Genomic DNA, 17,857 nt, shown 5'->3' on the forward strand with positions numbered 1-17,857 from the left:
TTAATAGGCAGCTAACCATGGAGCTTGAGGCGAGGCAAGTGGCCGGACGTGGTGTTTCGTCGCAGAGGCAGGGTGAGTCCCAAGAGCGGCGGGTTTGGCGTGGAGAATGCGGCGCTGGGCGCGCTCTGGCTTTTGATCTTCATACCGCAGCAGGCCAGACATCTTTGATCGTTCCCACGCTCCGCGTGGTAACGCAGCGACTGATGCTCTGCGTCAGCGTGGACGCAGAGCGTCCTGGCAGGCATTCCCACGCAGAGCGTTGGAACGATCCTAACGTCGACGGGGGGCTGAACACAGAAACTGTGGGAGCTGTCGGAGGTTACGACGGTGGCGAATGCGGTGGGTCAGCAAAACAGATACCGACGGGCACCCCGCCTTCGTCAGCAAGCTGACTCCCACAGGGTCTCTGTCAGCCGAAAATCCGTGGGACATCGCCACACCTGTGGGCGCTGTCGGAGGTTCTGCAAACTCTTGGTCAAGAACCAGAGAGTCTTCCGATATGGGTGGGCGGCGGCGTGACTTAAACCTCAAACTCCGACTGCAACGCCGCGCGCACGCAATACAGCACGCCTTCGGGCACGCGGCCGGTGAACAGTTCGGCGATCGCGGCGACGGGAGGCAGCTCGCCTTCGCCGTCGAGGAAAGCATCCTGAATTTCACTGAGCAGGTCTTCGGGCAAATCCAGCGCCTGCTCCAATGACAGCTGCTGTTTGCCAATCGCCTCGGCGAGCATCGTGTAGACGTTCTTTTCAGAGCACTGGAGTTGACCGGCAATCTGCATCGGGGTCATCCCGGCTCGGGCCAGACTGATCAGTTCATGCCGCAGATCGGTCACGACACGCGGAGCAGGCGCTGAACCGCCAAGCACCTCCAGGAACGCCTCGCCATAACGCTCCAGCTTGCGCGCGCCCACACCGCTGACCCGTCCCATCTCGGCCATGGTACCCGGCTGGCTGCGCAGCATTTCCAGCAACGTCGAGTCGGGGAAAATAACGTACGGCGGTACGCCATGCTCTTCGGCGAGCTTACGGCGCAAGGCGCGCAAGGCTTCCCACTGTTCGCGCTCCTCGCCACGGACCAGTTGACTGGCCGGGCTGCCCGACGCTTTCGGCGTGGTTTGCGGTTTGAGGTCACGGCGCAGCTGCAGCGTCACTTCGCCACGCAGCAAGGGGCGACAGGTGTCACTCAGGCGCAGGCCGCCATAGCCTTCCAGATCGATGTCGGCCAGACCACGCGCCACCAGCTGACGGAACAGGGAGCGCCATTCGCCTTCGCTGCGAGCCTTGCCCACCCCGAACACCGCCAGCTTCTGATGGCCGAAGCTCTGGACCTTGTCGTTTTCCTTGCCCAACAGCACGTCCACCAGATGACCGACGCCATAACGCTGGCCGGTACGGTAGATCGCCGACAGCGCCTGACGCGCCGGCTCGGTGGCGTCCCAGGTCTGCACGCCGTCGACGCAGTTGTCGCAATGGCCGCAAGGGTTGGGCATGTCTTCGTCGAAGTAGGCCAGCAGCGCCTGACGCCGGCAGCGCGTTTCTTCACACAGCGCCAGCATCGCATCCAGCTTGTGGTGCTCGACGCGTTTGTGGCGCTCGTCGCCTTCGGAGTTCTGCAGCATCTGCTTGAGCATCAACACGTCTTGCAGACCGTAGGCCATCCACGCATCAGCCGGCAGGCCATCACGCCCTGCCCGCCCGGTTTCCTGGTAATAAGCCTCCAGCGACTTGGGCAGGTCCATGTGCGCAACGAAGCGCACGTTGGGTTTGTCGATGCCCATGCCAAAGGCGATGGTGGCGACCATGATCAGGCCTTCCTCATTCAGGAAGCGGCGCTGGTTTTCCGAGCGTGTTTCGATGGGCAGGCCCGCGTGATACGGCAGCGCGGGATAACCGTTGTCGCTCAAAAAGGCGGCGGTTTCTTCGACTTTCTTGCGTGACAGGCAATAGACGATGCCCGCATCGCTGCGCCGCTCGGAGAGAAAGGCCAGCAACTGCTTGCGTGGCTGCTCCTTGGGTACGATGCGGTAGAAAATGTTGGGGCGGTCGAAACTGGACAGGAAGCGCTCGGCATTCTGCAAATGCAGACGGGTGACGATTTCTTCCCGCGTGCGCTTGTCGGCGGTCGCGGTCAGCGCAATGCGCGGCACGTCCGGGAACAGCTCGGCCAGTTGCCCCAGTTGCAGGTATTCAGGGCGGAAGTCATGGCCCCATTGCGAAACGCAGTGGGCTTCATCAATGGCGAACAGTGCAATATTGAGGTTTTGCAGAAACGACAGCATGCGTGGCTGGACCAGACGCTCGGGCGCCAGGTACAGCATCTTCACTTCGCCCAGGCGAATCCGGTTGGCCAGGTCCCGTTGCTGTTCGGCGCTGAGGGTCGAGTTCAGCGCCGCCGCCGACACGCCCAGTTCTTCCAGGGTGGCCACCTGATCGTCCATCAGGGCGATCAACGGAGACACCACGACCGCCAGACCTTCACGCAACAGGCCGGGCACTTGGAAACACAGGGATTTGCCGCCGCCGGTCGGCATCAGTACCAATGCATCTCCACCACTGGCCACGCGCTCGATAATGGCACCCTGAAAGCCACGAAAACTGTCGTAGCCGAAGATGTCTTTAAGTACGCGTTGAGCCTGGTCGAGCATAAATACCCCGGATGGTGCCCCTGCAGCGGGTGAAGATTCGCTGTAGAAATCGCAAAGCGCGGCAGTATACCGGAGCGCCCGGACAGATAGGACAGCGGTGACACGAGCGGTCGAAATTAGCAGCAATGCCGATTCCAAGGGCCTCGTGACTGGCATCTGCAGCGCTCAGGGCCTAGAATTCAGCATCGTTTATTTCCAAGGTAGTCCTTCAATGTCCTTCGCTGAGCAATTACACCGCCTGCAAGCCTTCCTCGACGCCGATGAGCTGCATGACGAAGCGCTGGACTATGTAGCCGCCCACGGCTACCTGACCGCGCTGTCGATCTGTGCCGAAACCGTGCCGGACCGTGAGTGGATCGACGCCCTGTTCGCCGAGCCACCGCACTACGCGGACCAGGCTCAGCACGAAGAGATCGAATCCACCCTGATCCTGCTCAAGGCGCACATCGCCCGTCAGCTGGCGTCGGACGAGGAATTCGAACTGCCTTGCGACCTGGACCTGGGCGATGACCCGGACGATTCCGAACTGCGCGGCTGGTGCATCGGTTTCATGGAAGGTGTCTTCCTGCGCGAATCGGCCTGGTTCGAGAACGACGAAGAGGAAGTCAGCGAGATGCTGCTGCCAATCATGGTCGGCTCGGGCCTGTTCGACGAGCAACCTGAGTTCGCCGACATCGCAGCGGATGCCAATCTGATGGACGACATGATCGTGCAGATCCCTGAGGCGCTGACCGCGCTGTATCTGCTGCTGCACGCCCCGGATGAAAAACCGGCGATCCTCAAACCTCGCCACCACTGAGTCGGCGCCTATGGCGCACGGCAGTTCCGGTGATTCCACACCCCGCACGAGCCGGTCCCGGTTCGTGCGGTATCTGTTGCAGGGCATCGGCTGGCTGAGCGTGGCGTTGGGTGTGATCGGGATTTTTCTTCCGGTGTTGCCAACCACGCCTTTTCTTTTGCTGGCTGCCGCTTGTTTCGCGCGCAGTTCTCCCCGCTTTTATCACTGGCTGGTCGATCACCCTCGGCTCGGTCCGTGGATCGGTGGGTATCTGAACGGGGAAGGCATTCCGCTGAAAGGCAAGGTGTATGCGATCGGCCTGATGTGGATCAGTATCGGGGTTTCTTGCTGGCTGGTGCCGATGGTCTGGGCGCGGGTGTTTATGGGGGTGAGTGCGGTCTTGGTGACGGTTTATATCTTGCGGCAGAAGACGTTGCGGCGGTGAGGGCTTTTTCTGCTTACGCACGCTTGGCGCTCACAACGTTTATATATCCCAACATTTCGGGTGGCGGTTAAATCATGGTTTGGCCTAACGGCCAAACTGTTCCGCCTTCGGCGGGTTACTTGAAAAGACCCCAAGTAACCAAGGGTCTAGGCTCCTGGTTGGGCCCGACTGCGTCGGGTTCCTTCACTCCGGCGACACTCCGTGGGCCCGCCGCCATCGGCCATCCATGGCCGGGGGCGGCTCTCGCGGCATCCATGCCGCTCGGCCCACTGCGCATCGCCTGCGTTCAGCCTGCACCCAAGTCGCGTTTTGTGGCGTCCGGACTTACGAGGCAGGAAAAGCAAAAGCAGGATCAGGATCAGGATCAGGATCAGCTTGCAGCTCTGCTTTTGATTCTGCCGAAGGCGTAGGAGCGACCGGGGTGGCGTTCCACCTTGCCCGCGATCTGCCGGGGACCGGCAGCAAGACCTGTGCATACGGGGTATCAGTCACAATTGAGTTGCCTGATTTTGCTACCGCTGCGCGGTAGATCGCGGGCAAGCGCGCTCCTACAGGAATCGCGTGATCCAATGCTTTTGATTTTTGCTTTTATAGCGCGATAGTCCAAACACCACAAAACGCGACTTGGGTGCAGGCTGAACGCAGGTGGCGCGCAGTGGGCCGAGCGGCATGGATGCCGCGAGAGCCGCCCCCGGCCATGGATGGCCGATGGCGGCGGGCGCACGGAGCGTCGCCGGAGTGAAGGTACTCCGACGAAGGAGGAGCCCAACCGGGAGCCAACCCTTGGTTACTTGGGGTTATCAAGTAACCCGCCGAAGGCGGAACGCTTCTGCCGTCAGGCAGAACCCACCATCAGCGCCACCGAACGATTAGATAAACACCCGACCGCACAGCCAACCCGGCTTTAGAAGCAGAAACAATCCGCGCCGCACCAAACGCCCCCAACCCAAGCGCACATCGCGACGCGAAACCATTGGTGCGGTGTTCCAGGCACACCGCAAGCCTTTCAATCAAACCGTATCCACCTTCAGCGAGTGATCCCCCAACATGCCGTTGATGATCGAAGCGGTATCGTGCCCGCTCGCCACCACACCGCCTGCCCCAGGAGAAACACCGTACTGCTGTGCCAGGTTGACCCCGGCCAGGTCGATGGTTTGAGTGGTCGCCCCGCCCGCCACACTGCTTACGCCGATGGAAGACACCAACGACGCGCCGTTGCCGCTGACGCTGAAGTGCAGGAAGTTCTCCAGTGAATTGGCATCGGCGTGTTCACCCTGCAACAACTGCGAAAGGTCGAGTTTGTCGAGACCGAAGTTGAAATCCGTGATCGTGTCATGCCCGGTGTTGCCGGCCTGCCACTGGAAGGTGTCGTGCCCAGGACCACCGGTCAGCATGTTGTTACCCGGCCCGCCAATCAGGAGGTCATCGCCCGCGCCGCCGTTGAGGACGTCGTTGCCCAGACCGCCATTGAGCACGTTGTTGCCCTGATCGCCCGTCAGGTGATCGTTGAAGTTGGAACCGATCAGGTTCTGGATATTGACCAGCGTATCGGTCCCGGCCCCACCGGTGTGTTGCGCACCCAGCTCGGCGGTGCTGACGGTCACGCCGGCCGTGGCCAGCGAGTAGTTGGCAGTGTTGTTCCCGGCCCCGCCATCGAGCAGGTCGTTGCCCGGCCCGCTGAAGAGCATGTCGTTGCCGTTGTCGCCAAACAGTTCGTTGGTGCCAGGCCCTGCTACCAGCACGTCGTTGCCGTCGCCACCGTGGAGGTGGCTGTCGGCCGCGCCGACCAACACATCATCACCCGTCGTGCCCAGTACCGTGTGCCCGTCCTGATGCGCGATGTTCACCGCGGCGGTGCTGCTGCCGCCGTGCGGGTCGGTGACGGTGTAGGTGCTGTGGACATCCGGGGTGGTGTTGACCGCCGCGTAATCGATGGTCAGGTTCAGGTTGTAGTGTTCTTTCACCCCGGCGTCGGCCTGATTGACCACGATCAGGCGATACGTGCCCTCTTCGGTCGCCGTGAACGTGCCGCCATCCGAGAGGCCGTGGTACGCGCCGTCCTCGAACTTCCACGCCATGCCCAACACGTCGTTGGTCAGGCTGTGGTCGACCGTGACGGTTTCACCCGCCCTGAGGTGCACGCTGTACAGGTCCTGTGCGTTGGACGGCGCCGCATTGACGGCGCCCAGGTAACCGCTGATCACCAGCAAGGCCGTGGTCGCCGTGTTGTTGAAGAAGTCGCTGCGGTCCAGGTTTTTCAGGTGATTGCTGTCTTTGTTCTGGGTCCCTGCGAACTGAAGGGTTTTCAGCGAGCCCGCAGAGAAGTCAGCGCCCTTGGCGGTCCACCCGGTGTTGAAGGAAGTCGGCGAGGCCGTCAGCGAGCCGCCATTGCCCGGCACATCGTTGGCCGCCAGTGCGGCGCCCGGGATGACGATGCTCGAACCGCCCAGGTTGGTGATGACGTTGTCGGCCACCGCAATCGGGACTTCGTACACAGGCGGCGGAACGACCTGAACATTGAGGTTGGCCGAGGCCAGATCACCGTCGTTGTCGCTGAGTACATAGTGAATGTTCTCGGTCACCGGTTGGGTGACGCCCACTGACGGCGTGTAGCTGTATTCGCCGGTGCCCATGTTGACCACCAGCGTGCCGTGCTCACCGGTGACCGTCAGGGTGTGGTTCTGGGCATCGAAGACACCGTGGTTGTCCCCGCCGCTGGTCGTCACGCCGCCCTGATGGCTGTAAGCCTTGGGATCGAAGGTGTACGTGGTGCCGTCGACGCTGACGGATTTGATGAAGCCCTGATCGGCACCGAAGCTGCCGCCTTCCAGCAGGCTGCCATGCACCCCGCCCTGCACGGTGCCACTGAGCACCACATTCAGCTGACCGAGGTCTGTGACCACCACGGCGCTGGTGTTGGTGCCCGTCGCGCCGTTGTAGGCGACCGGGTTGAGGTAGGTGCTGCTCACGTCAGTACCGACGCCAATGGCGAAGGCGTTGATGTGATGGCTGTCGAGGAACGCGGTCCAGGCGTGTTCTTCAGTCGCGTCGATACCGTCACCGCGTGCAGGGTTAGGCACGTGGTCCGGATCAGAATGCTGCGGCGACGTCGTCGGGTTGCCGTCCGAGAAGAAGTACGCAAGGTTTTGCGCACCCGCGATGGCGCCTTTCTCGACGAATGCTTGTTGTGCAGCGGCCAGCGCGGCGTCGTAGTTGGTGCCGTTGCCAGCGGTCAACGCATTGACCATGGCCTTGGCCGTGGCGACATCCACCCATTCGTTGCTGCCAATGTTCGCCTGGCTGTTGAAGGTCACCAGTTGCACTTTCACATCACCCAGAGCTTCGTACTTGTTCAGCAGCTCGATGATCGCCTGTTTTTCCAGGCCCAGACGAGACAGCCCGTTCACACCCGACGCCTCGTTCATGCTCGCCGAGTTATCGACGATCAGCATCAGGTTGGTGTCGACGCCCTCGCTGGTCACCGTCTTGTCGATACAGGCCGCTTTCGGTTGATCGTCGACGATGTTGACCACAATCTGCGCGGTGGATGAATGCCCCAGCGAGTCGGTGACGGTGTAATTGAACGTGTCGTGGGTGATGTTCGGCCCGTCGTTGGCGGCAGGCGTGGTTTTCGGTGCCGACGTCAGCGTGTAGGTGTAGCTGCCGTCCGCGTTCAGATGCAACACGCCAAACTGACCTTGAGCGGTGCCGTTGTGTGCGCCGTCAAGGCTGAAGGTCAACGCGCCATAACCGCCGTGGGCCGAGTCGGCAACCGTGCCGGTGCCGGTTTCCGCAGTCGAGCCAGGATGGCTGCCGGTGACTTTCCCGGGCGCCAGGTCCTGGCCGTCCTTGTGGGTATCCAGCGCGCTTTCCTGCACGGTGACGTCATGATCGTTGCAGGCAACCGGTGGGCAAGGCGGGGCGACGTTGACCGTGACCGTGGTGGTGCTGGTGTCGCCATCGGCGTCGCGGATGGTGTAAGTGAACACGTCCTGCTCGCCATGCGGACCGACCAGCGCCGGGTTGCTGTGATAGGTCGCATTGCCTTGGGCGTCGACAATCAACGTGCCGTACAACCCGGTGATCACATTGTTCAGACCGCCCGATGCCGGGGTTGAAGTGTCACCACCGGCACGCACGCCGACGATCAGGCCGTTAGGGCCAGCGCCGTCTGCGCCCGCCGAATCGTTGAGCAGCAGGTTACCGCTGACATCACCGCCCGCCGCAACGTTGCCAATGTCGCAGTGCGCCTGAGGCGTGTCGTCGAGAATCTTGACCACGACATTGCCGTCGCTGACGTCACCGTCGTTGTCCACCGCATGCACGGGGATCTGATCGTTGAGTGACGTGCCGTCGCCCTGGTTATGGTTTTCCGATTGGTTAAGCGTGTAGGTGTACGTCACCTCGCCCGTTGTCGGGTTATAGGTGAGGATGGTCAGCGTGCTGCCCGAAGGCAGGGTCGTCGATTGTGGGGACGATAGCGGCACGCCGTGATCGATTACGTTGATACCGCCCACGGTCAAGGTCTGCAGACCGTCCGGTGCGGTGATCTTGATGGTGCCGGTCTGCGTCAGCGCATCCTGATCCGGATGCGAGCCGCCCGGCAGGTTCGCTTCATCGACCGTGCAGTCGCCACCGCCGATGGTCACGCCATCGTTGTGGTAGACATTGACGGTCACCGTCGTGGTGCTGGTGTCGCCGTCGGCGTCGCGGATGGTGTAAGTGAAGACGTCCTGCGCGTCGCCATGACCACCATTATTCGGGTTGGCCACATAAGAAGCGTTGCCGTTGGCATCGACGATCAGGTTGCCGTAAAGACCCTGAATCACAGTCCCGACTCCACCGGAAACCGGGTTCGAGGTGTCGCTGCCCGCGCGTACGCCAACAATCAAACCACCGGCTCCCGGACCGTCGGCGCCTGCGGTGTCGTTGCCGAGAATATTGCCGCTGGTTTCGCCACCTTCTTTAACGTAGCCGATATCGGGATTGGCCTGCGGCACGTCGTCCGTCACGTGGACATTGATGTTGCCGTCCGCCACGTCGCCGTCGCTGTCCACCGCATGCACGGCAATCTGTTCGTTGTTGACCGTGCCGTTGCCCTGGTTGTGGGTTTCCGCACCGTTGAGCGTGTAGCTGTAGGTGACTTCCCCAGTGACCGGGTTATAGGAAATGACGGTAAACGTGCTGCCCGAAGGCAACGTGGTCGATTGCGGCGACGTGATCGCTACGCCGTTTTCGATCACGTTGATGCCACCGATGGTCAGGGTTTGCAGGCCGTCCGGGGCGGTGACCTTAACGGTGCCGGTCTGGGTCAGCGCCGCGGCGTCCGGGCTGCTGCCGTCCGCCAGGTTGGCTTCGCTGAGGGTGCAATCGCTGCCACCGATGATCACGCCATCGTTGTGGTAGACGTTGACGGTCACCGTCGTGGTGCTGGTGTCGCCGTCGGCGTCGCGGATGGTGTAAGTGAAGACATCCTGCGCGTCGCCCTGTCCGCCCGAGTTGGGGTTGGCCTGATACGAGGCATTGCCGTTGGCGTCGACCGTCAACGTGCCGTATAGCCCTTGAATGACCGTGCCTACGCCCCCGGAAACCGGGGTCGAGGTGTCGCTGCCCGCGCGCACGCCAATGATCAACCCACCGGTTCCCGGACCGTCGGCGCCTGCGGTGTCGTTGCCAAGGATGTTGCCGCTGGTTTCGCCACCTTCTTTAACGTAGCCAATGTCGGGATTGGCCTGCGGCACGTCGTCGGTCACGTGGACGCTGATCGTGCCATCGGCCACGTCGCCGTCGCTGTCCACGGCATGCACGGCGATCTGTTCGTTGTTGACCGTGCCATCGCCCTGATTGTGGGTTTCCGCGCCAGTGAGCGTGTAGGTGTAAGTCACCTCGCCCGTGGTCGGGTTGTAACCCAGGATGGTCAGCGTATTGCCGGATGGCAGGGTGATCGATTGTGGCGAAGTGATCGCCACGCCGTTGATCACGACATCGATGCCGCCGATGGTCAGGGTCTGCAAACCGTCAGGCGCAGAGACTTTGATCACCCCGTTCTGAGTCAGCGAATCCGGGCTGGGGTTACTGCCATCGGCGAGGTTGGCTTCGTTCAGCGTGACTTCGCTGGAGCCGAGGGTCACGCCGTTGTCCACCGGCGGCGGCGGTGGCGGTTGATCAGGCGGAGGATTGTCTGGCGGGGTCACCACCGGCGGCGGCACCACGATCGGCGGAAGACTCGCGTCGGGCGAGCCGTTTACGAACGTACCCACCTCAAGCTCCGGCAGGAGGAAGGTGGTGCTCAGACCGGCTGTCGGAAACCCGATCACCGGGTTCACGACGCCTGCGGTTTCGGTCAGCAGCACGAACGAGTGCCCGCCCCCCAACGCTGTCGGCGAACCGCCTGGGTTGGCATTGCCAGCAGCGGGCGGATCGGTGACCTGACTCGGGTCAGCCCCGGCGGCAATCGCCTGCTGGACTTGCTGCACGTCGGACAACTGGGCCTGACTGGGCGCCGCATCCGGGGTGTCTACGTGGGTCGCGTGGTTGGCGAGGATCTCCGGCGTCAGCGGCATGCTGCTGTCTCGCCCCAGCGTCAGTTCGCCTCCCTTGGCCAGATGTATCGCGACCGCGCCCGTGGGTCCGGTTTGCAGCTGTTCGCCGGCATAAACCTTGTCGCCTTCGATCACCAGACGCTTGGTGCCGTTGCCCGCCACCGCGAAAACGTCGCCCACCACCTGCTGCACAGTACCGATCAACCTGGCCATATCCACTCCTTTGCTGCAAATACCGGATCAGAAAATGTTACGAATCCAACAAAAACTGTTCATTCGGCGCACAGAAATGGCTAAGAGCCAGCTTCATACGACAATTTTATGTCGCTGAATTTTTTCAAGTTTTTTGCTCGAAAAACCACTTGATCGAACGCCGTCAAATTTCCGTTGAAACTTCCACCGCAACCGTAAGATGCTTGTAAAACCTTGAATATAAGCGTTTCCTGAAATCAACCTTCGCTTGAAAACCAGAAATGGCATAAGTTTTTTTGGAATAAGGCTTATGAAAAAAACGTCTGAGCTTTTCCCAAAGTTGTTCTTAGCTCTGATGTTACAAACCTGATACGGTTTTAACCGCAACATTCGACGGTTTTTTGGCGTTAGCAGAAGATAACAATCCAGGGAGAAGTTCCATGCGCGATTTGACCCCGCTCTACAGTGCAGTTGTGTTGGCGGTCGCCTGCGCCCAGGCGCAAGCCATGTCACTGAGTCAGGCGATTCAGAACACTGTCGACAACCACCCGGAAATTCACTCCAACGTGAACAACCGATTGTCCGCAGATGAAGATGTGAAATTCGCCAAAGGGGGCTATCTCCCGACCGTGGACGTGATCGCCGCCTACGGCCGCGAACACACCGACAGCCCCACCACACGCGCCTTCGGAAATCACAACGAAGAAACGCTCAATTACACCCAGTCGGAATTGCGTCTGCGCCAGATGCTGTTCGACGGTTTCAACACCAAGAACGAGGTCGGCCGGACGCAGGCCGTGGTGAATTCCCGGGCGTACTACTTGCGCGGCACCGCTGAAGATCTGGCGCTCAGGGCCACCGAGGTGTACCTCGAAGTGCTCAAACGCCGTGAGTTGCTCGACCTTGCGAAGAACAACCTGCAGGCCCACCTGCGCATCAATGACCAGATCGGCCTGCGCACCAACCGTGGCATCGGCAGCAATGCCGACAGCGATCAGTCCAAAGCCCGCCGCGCGTTGGCCGAGAACAACTTCTACACCGCACAGGTGGACCTGGCCGACGCCGAAGCCAATTTCTTCAGTGCCGTGGGCAAGATGCCCGATGAGCTTGAGGCGCCCCCGTCGATCAAAGGCGAAGTGCCAAAAAGCCTGAGCGACGCCCGGCAGAGCATGTTGGTCAATAACTCTTATCTGAAGTCCGCACAGGCCGATGTCAACGCCGCCGAGAAACAATACGAAGTCGCCAAATCGCCGTTTTATCCACGGTTCGACGGTGAACTGGCTGTCGGCGCGAACAACAACCTGCAAGGCGAAGAAGGCCACGACAACGAATGGCGCGCCGCCGTGGTGATGAATTACAACCTGTTCAACGGCAACCGTGACAAGGCCCGCTTGAACTCGGACGCCTACAAGACCGGCCAGGCGATGGACATCCGCAACAACGCATTGCGCATGATCAACGAAAACCTGTCGCTGGCCTGGAACGCCATGAACAACGCCCGCGTCCAGACCCCGATCGCCCGTGAATACGCCGAAACCACGACCAAGGTTCGCGCCGCGTATCAGGATCAGTTTGGCCTGGGTCAACGGACCCTGCTTGACCTGCTGGACAGTGAAAACGAGCTGTACAACGCCGCCCGTCGCTACACCGAACTGCGCTACACCGAGGAGTACTCGATGTACCGGGTGCTGGCCACCGAAGGCGAGCTGCTGAGCAAGGCGCGTGTGGTATTGCCAACGGCCGCCGTCGCGCTGACAGAAGTCAAAAGCGAAGCCCGGCTTCCCGAACTGAAGTAAGCGAACTGAAGTAAGCAGTAGCGCATTTAGCGCGGGAGAAGTCTGTGACCAGCATGCCGCCTGTATTTGAATCAGCACCTGCATTTGACCCACGTTCGAACTTCGATGACCCGCTGCTGGATGGCTTGCTCATCCTTTGCCGCCTCCACGACTGCAGCGCCAGCCGGACCAGCCTCAGCGCCGGTCTGCCGCTGGCGCAACAATCCTTGAGCGTCGACCTTCTGCCTCGCGCCGCCGCTCGCGCCGGGTTGCAGGCGCGTGTTCTGCGCCGCAACCTGGACGCCATCGACGGTCTGAACCTGCCTGTATTACTGCTGCTCAAGGGCAATCGCTGCGCGGTCCTTCGACGATGGGAAGAAGACGGTCGGGCGCTGATTTTGCCGAGCGAAGCGGACGGCGGCGAACAACGCGTGACCCGTGAGGAACTGGCCACGCTGTACACCGGCCAGGCGCTGTTCGCACGCCCCCGCCACGAGCTGGAAAACCTGCGCTCGCCGCTGGTGCCAAGGGTCAACGCCTGGTTTCGCGACACGCTCAAGCTGTCGCGCTGGCTGTACAGCGACGCGATTCTCGCCAGCCTGATGATCAACCTGCTGGGGTTGATGGTGCCGCTGTTCGTCATGCAGACCTACGACCGCGTCGTGCCCAACCAGGCCACATCCACCTTGTGGGTCCTCGCCATCGGGTTACTGATCGGCACCGGCTTCGAACTGACCTTGCGCCTGGTGCGCGCGCGGCTGCTGGATCAAGCCGGCAAGAAGACCGACGTGATCCTGTCCGCCACCTTGTTCGAGCGCATCACCGGCATGGCGATGAAGGCACGTCCCGCCACCATCGGCGGCTTCGCTCAGAGCATTCATGACTTTCAGGGGCTGCGCGAATTCCTCACCGCCGTGACCCTGACCAGCATCATCGACCTGCCCTTTGCCATCTTGATGCTGGCGGTGATCGGGCTACTGGGCGGCTGGCTGGTGGTGATTCCGCTGGTGGCGTTCCCGGTCACCATTTTGTTTGCCTGGATCATCCAGATTCGCCTGCGCGACACCGTCGAACGCAGCCTCGCGCTGGGTGCCGAGCGTCAGGCGTTGTTGGTGGAAACCTTGGGCGGTCTGGAAACCTTGAAAGCCTGCGGCGCCGAGAGCGAACGTCAGCACAAGTGGGAGCACACCCACGGCGCCCTCACCCGCCTCGACAGCCACGCGCGCGATCTCTCGGCGCTGGCCAGCAACGGCACGCTGTTCATTCAGCAGTTTTCGGGCATGGCGACCATCGTTGCGGGCGTCTACAGCATCATCGCCGGCAACCTCAGCGTCGGCGCACTGGTCGCCACTTATATGCTGGGCAGCCGGGTGCTGGCGCCGTTGGGGCAGATCGCCGGGCTGATCACGCGCTATCAACAGGCGCAGATCACCATGAAAAGCACCGACGCGTTGATGGCCCTGCCGCAAGAGCGCGACCCGACCAAACACCCGCTGCAGCACACTCAGCTCAAAGGGGCGATGGAGGTCGTCAAAGCCAGTTTTGCCTACGGCGGTCCGGGCACATCGGCGGCTTTGAACCAGGTCAGCATCACCGTCAAACCGGGTGAGCGGATCGGCATCATTGGCCGCAGCGGCTCAGGCAAGAGCACGCTGGCGCGGCTGATCATGGGCTTTTACACGCCGGATGAAGGGCAGCTATTGCTCGACGGTCTGGACCTACGCCAGGTGGACGTCGCCGACCTGCGCCAGCAGGTGGGTTATGTCGCCCACGACCTGCCGCTGCTGGCGGGCAGCCTGCGGGACAACCTCACTCTGGGCGCCCGTTACGTCACCGACGCCCGGATGCTGGAAGTGGCTGAACTGACCGGCGTGACCGAGCTGGCGCGTAATCACCCACTGGGCTTCGACCGGCCGGTGGGTGAGCGGGGGCAGTTGCTGTCCGGCGGTCAGCGCCAGGCCGTGTTGCTGGCCCGGGCACTGCTGCTCGACCCGCCCATCATGTTGCTCGACGAACCCACCAGCCACATGGACAACGGCAGCGAAGACGTGCTGCGTCAGAAGCTGTTCACCCTGATGCAAGGCAAGACACTGCTGCTGGTGACCCACCGCATGTCGATGCTGAGCCTGGTCGACCGGCTGGTGGTGCTGGACAACGGCAAAGTCGTCGCAGATGGTCCCAAAGAGCTCGTCGTCGAAGCACTGCGCAAGGGCCGTGTCGGCCCGGCCACGGTTTAAGGAGCGTTCCCTATGTCATCCGCTCAAGGTTATTTTCACCCTGGTCGTCAGGTCGATACCGAGTTCATGCCGGAAGTCGCCGGCGTCGCGGCACAAGACTCGTCCCGTGGGTCTCGCATCACGGTCTGGATCACGGCCGCGTTGATCATCTGCGCGCTGGCCTGGGCCAAATTCGCCGTGTTGCAGGAAGTCACCATGGGCGAAGGCAAGGCGATCCCGTCGAGTAAAGTCCAGGTGATACAGAACCTGGAAGGCGGCATCGTCACCGAGATCTTCGTGCGTGAAGGCCAGATCGTGAACAAGGGCGACACGCTGCTGCGCCTGGACGACACGCGTTTTCTGTCAAACAAGGGTGAGAGCGAGGTCGATAAATACACGCTGATGGCTCAGGTTGATCGCCTGTCGGCGGAGTCTGAAGGCCGTCCGTTCAAACCGTCCGCCGTGGTGCTGGCCAAGGCGCCACAGGTCGCGGCAGACGAGCAATCGCTGTACGACTCACGCCAGCGTCGCCTGGCCAGCGAGCAACGCACGCTGCAAGAACAGCTGCGGCAAAAGACTCAGGAAGTCGCCGAATTTCGCTCGAAACAGGATCAGTACCGCAATCAACTCGGGTTCATTCAGCAGGAGCTGAGCATGTCCGCACCGCTGGTGAACAGTGGTGCGGTGTCGCCGGTCGAGATCATTCGGCTCAAAGGCAAGGCGTCTGAAGCACGTGGTCAGATGGACGCCACCTCGCTGGCGATCCCTCGCGCGGAGGCCGCCATTAATGAGATCAAAAGCAAGATCCAGGAATCGCAGGACAGCTTCCGCTCGGACGCCGCCAAGGACCTGAACGACAAACGCGCTGACCTCGCCAAGGCCAGCGCCACCAGCATCGCCATCGACGACCGCGTGACGCGCACCACGGTGACCTCGCCGGTGAAAGGCATCGTCAAGACGCTGAAGGTCAACACCATCGGTGGCGTGGTTCAACCGGGCAGCGACATGGTGGAAATCGTTCCGCTGGAAGACAACTTGCTGATCGAAGCCAAGGTCCGGCCGCAGGACGTCGCGTTCCTGCATCCGGGTCAGAAAGCGATGGTGAAATTCAGCGCCTACGACTACACCATCTATGGCGGCCTGCCCGCCAAACTGGAGCTGATCGGCGCCGACACCACCACCGACGACAAGGGCAACACGTTCTACCTGATCCAGGTGCGCACCGACAAAAACCATCTGGGCAGCGACGCCAAGCCGCTGCTGATCATCCCCGGCATGGTGGCCACCGTGGACATCATCACCGGCGAGAAAAGCGTGATGGACTACCTGTTGAAACCGGTGCTGAAGGCCAGGACGGAGGCATTGCGGGAGCGGTAGTCAGTGCTCCCAACGTTGGGTCTTTGATTCTGGCCGCAGGCCGTAGTGACTGTCTTCCTCACGCTACATGTACAGCCTCTTCTGGAGGCTTTGATTCTGCCCGCAGGGCGTAGGAGCGCGGTTGCCCGCGATGACGTCGGTACAGTCGATGCATTTCCATCGCCAGATACAACGCATCGCGGGCAAGCGCGCTCCTATAGGTACGGGGTGATGACTGACCGCCAGCCCATACCATAGGTCTGTGGGAGCGAATTTATTCGCGATTGGCCGGTGCATCCGAAAGATGTTCATCGGATGCACCACCGCATCGCGAATGAATTCGCTCCCACAGGTTCGACCGCGCGCAGCCTTTACCGCCTATTTGCGCTTTTTATCGTCCTTCGCAAACGCCGCCTCCAGCGCTTCGTTGATCGTGCGCAGGACCTTCACCCGCGCCCAGCGCTTGTCGTTGGCTTCGACCAGCGTCCACGGGGCAATCTCGGTGCTGGTGCGGTCGACCATGTCGCTGACGGCCTCGCGGTATTGCGGCCACTTCTTGCGGTTGCGCCAGTCATCCTCGGTGATCTTGTGGCGCTTGAACGGGATCTTTTCCCGCGCCTGGAAACGCTCCAGCTGGGTCTTGTCGTCAATCGCCAGCCAGAACTTCACGACGACGATGCCGGCGTCGGTGAGTTGTTCTTCGAAGTCGTTGATCTCGCTGTACGCCCTCAACCAGTCGGCCTCGGAACAGTAACCCTCCACGCGCTCCACCAACACCCGGCCGTACCAGGAACGGTCGAACACCGTGAACTTGCCCCGTGCCGGTATCTGCCGCCAGAAGCGCCACAGGTACGGCTGCGCCAGCTCGTCCTGACTCGGCGCTGCGATCGGCACGATGTGGTACTGCCGAGGATCCAGCGCACCGGCCACGCGCTTGATGGCGCCACCCTTGCCAGCCGCATCGTTGCCTTCGAACACCGCCACCAACGCGTGACGGCGCATGCGCTTGTCGCGCATCAGACCCGACAGACGTGCCTGCTCGGTGATCAGTTGCTCGTCGTAATCGTCCTTCTCCAGCGCCAGGGTCATGTCCAGGTTGTCCAGCAGGCTCAATTCGTCGGTGTTGCTGGGCAGCGGCCCGAGGTTGACCAGGTTGGTGCTGCCTTCCGGCGTCTTCAGCGCATTCTGCAAACCTTCGAGCAGCAGACGTCCCACGGTCAGGCTGCGGTAGTTGGGGTCGACGCCTTCGATCACATGCCACGGCGCATAGTCGCGACTGGTGCGACGCAGCACGCGCTCGCCGAAGCGCACGAACTTGTCATAGGTCTTTGACTGCTGCCAGTCCAGCGGGCTGATCCGCCAGCTGTGCAACGGATCGTCCTTGAGGGTCTTGAGGCGCAATTTCATCTGCTGCTTTGACAGATGGAACCAGAACTTGAAGATCACCGCCCCCTCATCGACGAGCATCTTTTCAAGGCGTTCGGCACCGTTGATGGCCTGATCCAGCACCGGGTCCTTGTACTGCTTGTGTACCCGACCCTGGATCATCTGGCTGTACCAGTTGCCGAAAAACACGCCGATACGCCCCTTCGGCGGCAGCTGACGCCAATAGCGCCACACGGGCGGATGGGCGAGTTCTTCGTCGGTCTGCTGATCGAAAGTGCGCACTTCGATGTAGCGCGGGTCCATCCAGTCATTGAGCAGCTTGACGGTTTCGCCCTTGCCCGCGCCTTCGATGCCGTTGATCAAAATGATGATCTGACGCTTGGCCTGTTCATGCAGTTCGTACTGCGCTTCAAGCAATGCTTCTCGCAAGGCCGGCACTTCGGCGTCGTAGGTTTCGTCGTCGATGGTGTGGCCGATTTCAGCGGATTCGAACATGTACGGCTCCTGTTCCTGATCGCTC

The 17,857-nt window shown here is 61.4% G+C and carries 8 protein-coding genes; 5 read left to right on the top strand and 3 right to left on the bottom strand.

Features of this window, described 5'->3' with window-relative positions; all coding sequences use genetic code 11:
- Positions 1-520: 520 nt before the first annotated feature.
- On the bottom strand, positions 521-2,647 hold the full coding sequence (recQ, locus tag AB4N84_RS03365; protein WP_460045250.1) for a DNA helicase RecQ: 2,127 nt from the start codon (positions 2,645-2,647) through the stop codon (positions 521-523).
- 211 nt (positions 2,648-2,858) lie between these two features.
- Here recQ and AB4N84_RS03370 point away from each other — a divergent pair, with 211 nt between their 5' ends.
- Together AB4N84_RS03370 and AB4N84_RS03375 are read left to right on the top strand one after the other, a co-directional pair.
- Complete coding sequence (locus tag AB4N84_RS03370) at positions 2,859-3,446, top strand: UPF0149 family protein (RefSeq protein WP_074757362.1); 588 nt, start codon at positions 2,859-2,861, stop codon at positions 3,444-3,446.
- 10 nt (positions 3,447-3,456) lie between these two features.
- Positions 3,457-3,870 carry a YbaN family protein gene (locus AB4N84_RS03375; protein ID WP_074757363.1) on the top strand — a complete coding sequence of 138 codons (414 nt, stop codon included), beginning with the start codon at positions 3,457-3,459 and terminating at the stop codon, positions 3,868-3,870.
- Positions 3,871-4,880: 1,010 nt separating this feature from the next.
- On the opposite strand, the gene AB4N84_RS03380 is transcribed toward AB4N84_RS03375, so the two are convergent.
- Positions 4,881-10,625 (bottom strand): retention module-containing protein, encoded by a 5,745-nt coding sequence (locus tag AB4N84_RS03380; protein ID WP_460045251.1) that lies wholly within the window; start codon positions 10,623-10,625, stop codon positions 4,881-4,883.
- Between the two features lie 419 nt (positions 10,626-11,044).
- Between AB4N84_RS03380 and AB4N84_RS03385 the strand changes: the two genes are divergently transcribed.
- Genes AB4N84_RS03385 through AB4N84_RS03395 form a run of 3 tightly spaced genes read left to right on the top strand, consistent with a single transcriptional unit; the run spans position 11,045 to position 15,972 of the window.
- Positions 11,045-12,400 (top strand): TolC family outer membrane protein, encoded by a 1,356-nt coding sequence (locus tag AB4N84_RS03385; RefSeq protein ID WP_074752542.1) that lies wholly within the window; start codon positions 11,045-11,047, stop codon positions 12,398-12,400.
- Between the two features lie 53 nt (positions 12,401-12,453).
- Positions 12,454-14,616 carry a type I secretion system permease/ATPase gene (locus AB4N84_RS03390; protein ID WP_460046931.1) on the top strand — a complete coding sequence of 721 codons (2,163 nt, stop codon included), beginning with the start codon at positions 12,454-12,456 and terminating at the stop codon, positions 14,614-14,616.
- Between the two features lie 12 nt (positions 14,617-14,628).
- A complete protein-coding gene (locus AB4N84_RS03395) occupies positions 14,629-15,972 on the top strand; it encodes an HlyD family type I secretion periplasmic adaptor subunit (protein ID WP_460045253.1) in 1,344 nt (447 codons plus the stop codon).
- Positions 15,973-16,329: 357 nt separating this feature from the next.
- On the opposite strand, the gene pap is transcribed toward AB4N84_RS03395, so the two are convergent.
- Positions 16,330-17,832, bottom strand: a complete 1,503-nt coding sequence (gene pap, locus AB4N84_RS03400; RefSeq protein ID WP_460045254.1) for a polyphosphate:AMP phosphotransferase — start codon at positions 17,830-17,832, stop codon at positions 16,330-16,332.
- Positions 17,833-17,857: the final 25 nt, after the last annotated feature.

This window comes from Pseudomonas sp. S2_H01, assembly GCF_054668305.1.

What these genes read in the sequence shown, in the direction of transcription:
- recQ (WP_460045250.1), bottom strand. Translation starts at nt 2,647, where the DNA reads ATGCTCGACCAGGCTCAACGCGTACTTAAAGACATCTTCGGCTACGAC.
- AB4N84_RS03385 (WP_074752542.1), top strand. Translation starts at nt 11,045, where the DNA reads ATGCGCGATTTGACCCCGCTCTACAGTGCAGTTGTGTTGGCGGTCGCC.
- pap (WP_460045254.1), bottom strand. Translation starts at nt 17,832, where the DNA reads ATGTTCGAATCCGCTGAAATCGGCCACACCATCGACGACGAAACCTAC.
- AB4N84_RS03395 (WP_460045253.1), top strand. Translation starts at nt 14,629, where the DNA reads ATGTCATCCGCTCAAGGTTATTTTCACCCTGGTCGTCAGGTCGATACC.
- AB4N84_RS03370 (WP_074757362.1), top strand. Translation starts at nt 2,859, where the DNA reads ATGTCCTTCGCTGAGCAATTACACCGCCTGCAAGCCTTCCTCGACGCC.
- AB4N84_RS03380 (WP_460045251.1), bottom strand. Translation starts at nt 10,625, where the DNA reads ATGGCCAGGTTGATCGGTACTGTGCAGCAGGTGGTGGGCGACGTTTTC.
- AB4N84_RS03390 (WP_460046931.1), top strand. Translation starts at nt 12,454, where the DNA reads ATGCCGCCTGTATTTGAATCAGCACCTGCATTTGACCCACGTTCGAAC.
- AB4N84_RS03375 (WP_074757363.1), top strand. Translation starts at nt 3,457, where the DNA reads ATGGCGCACGGCAGTTCCGGTGATTCCACACCCCGCACGAGCCGGTCC.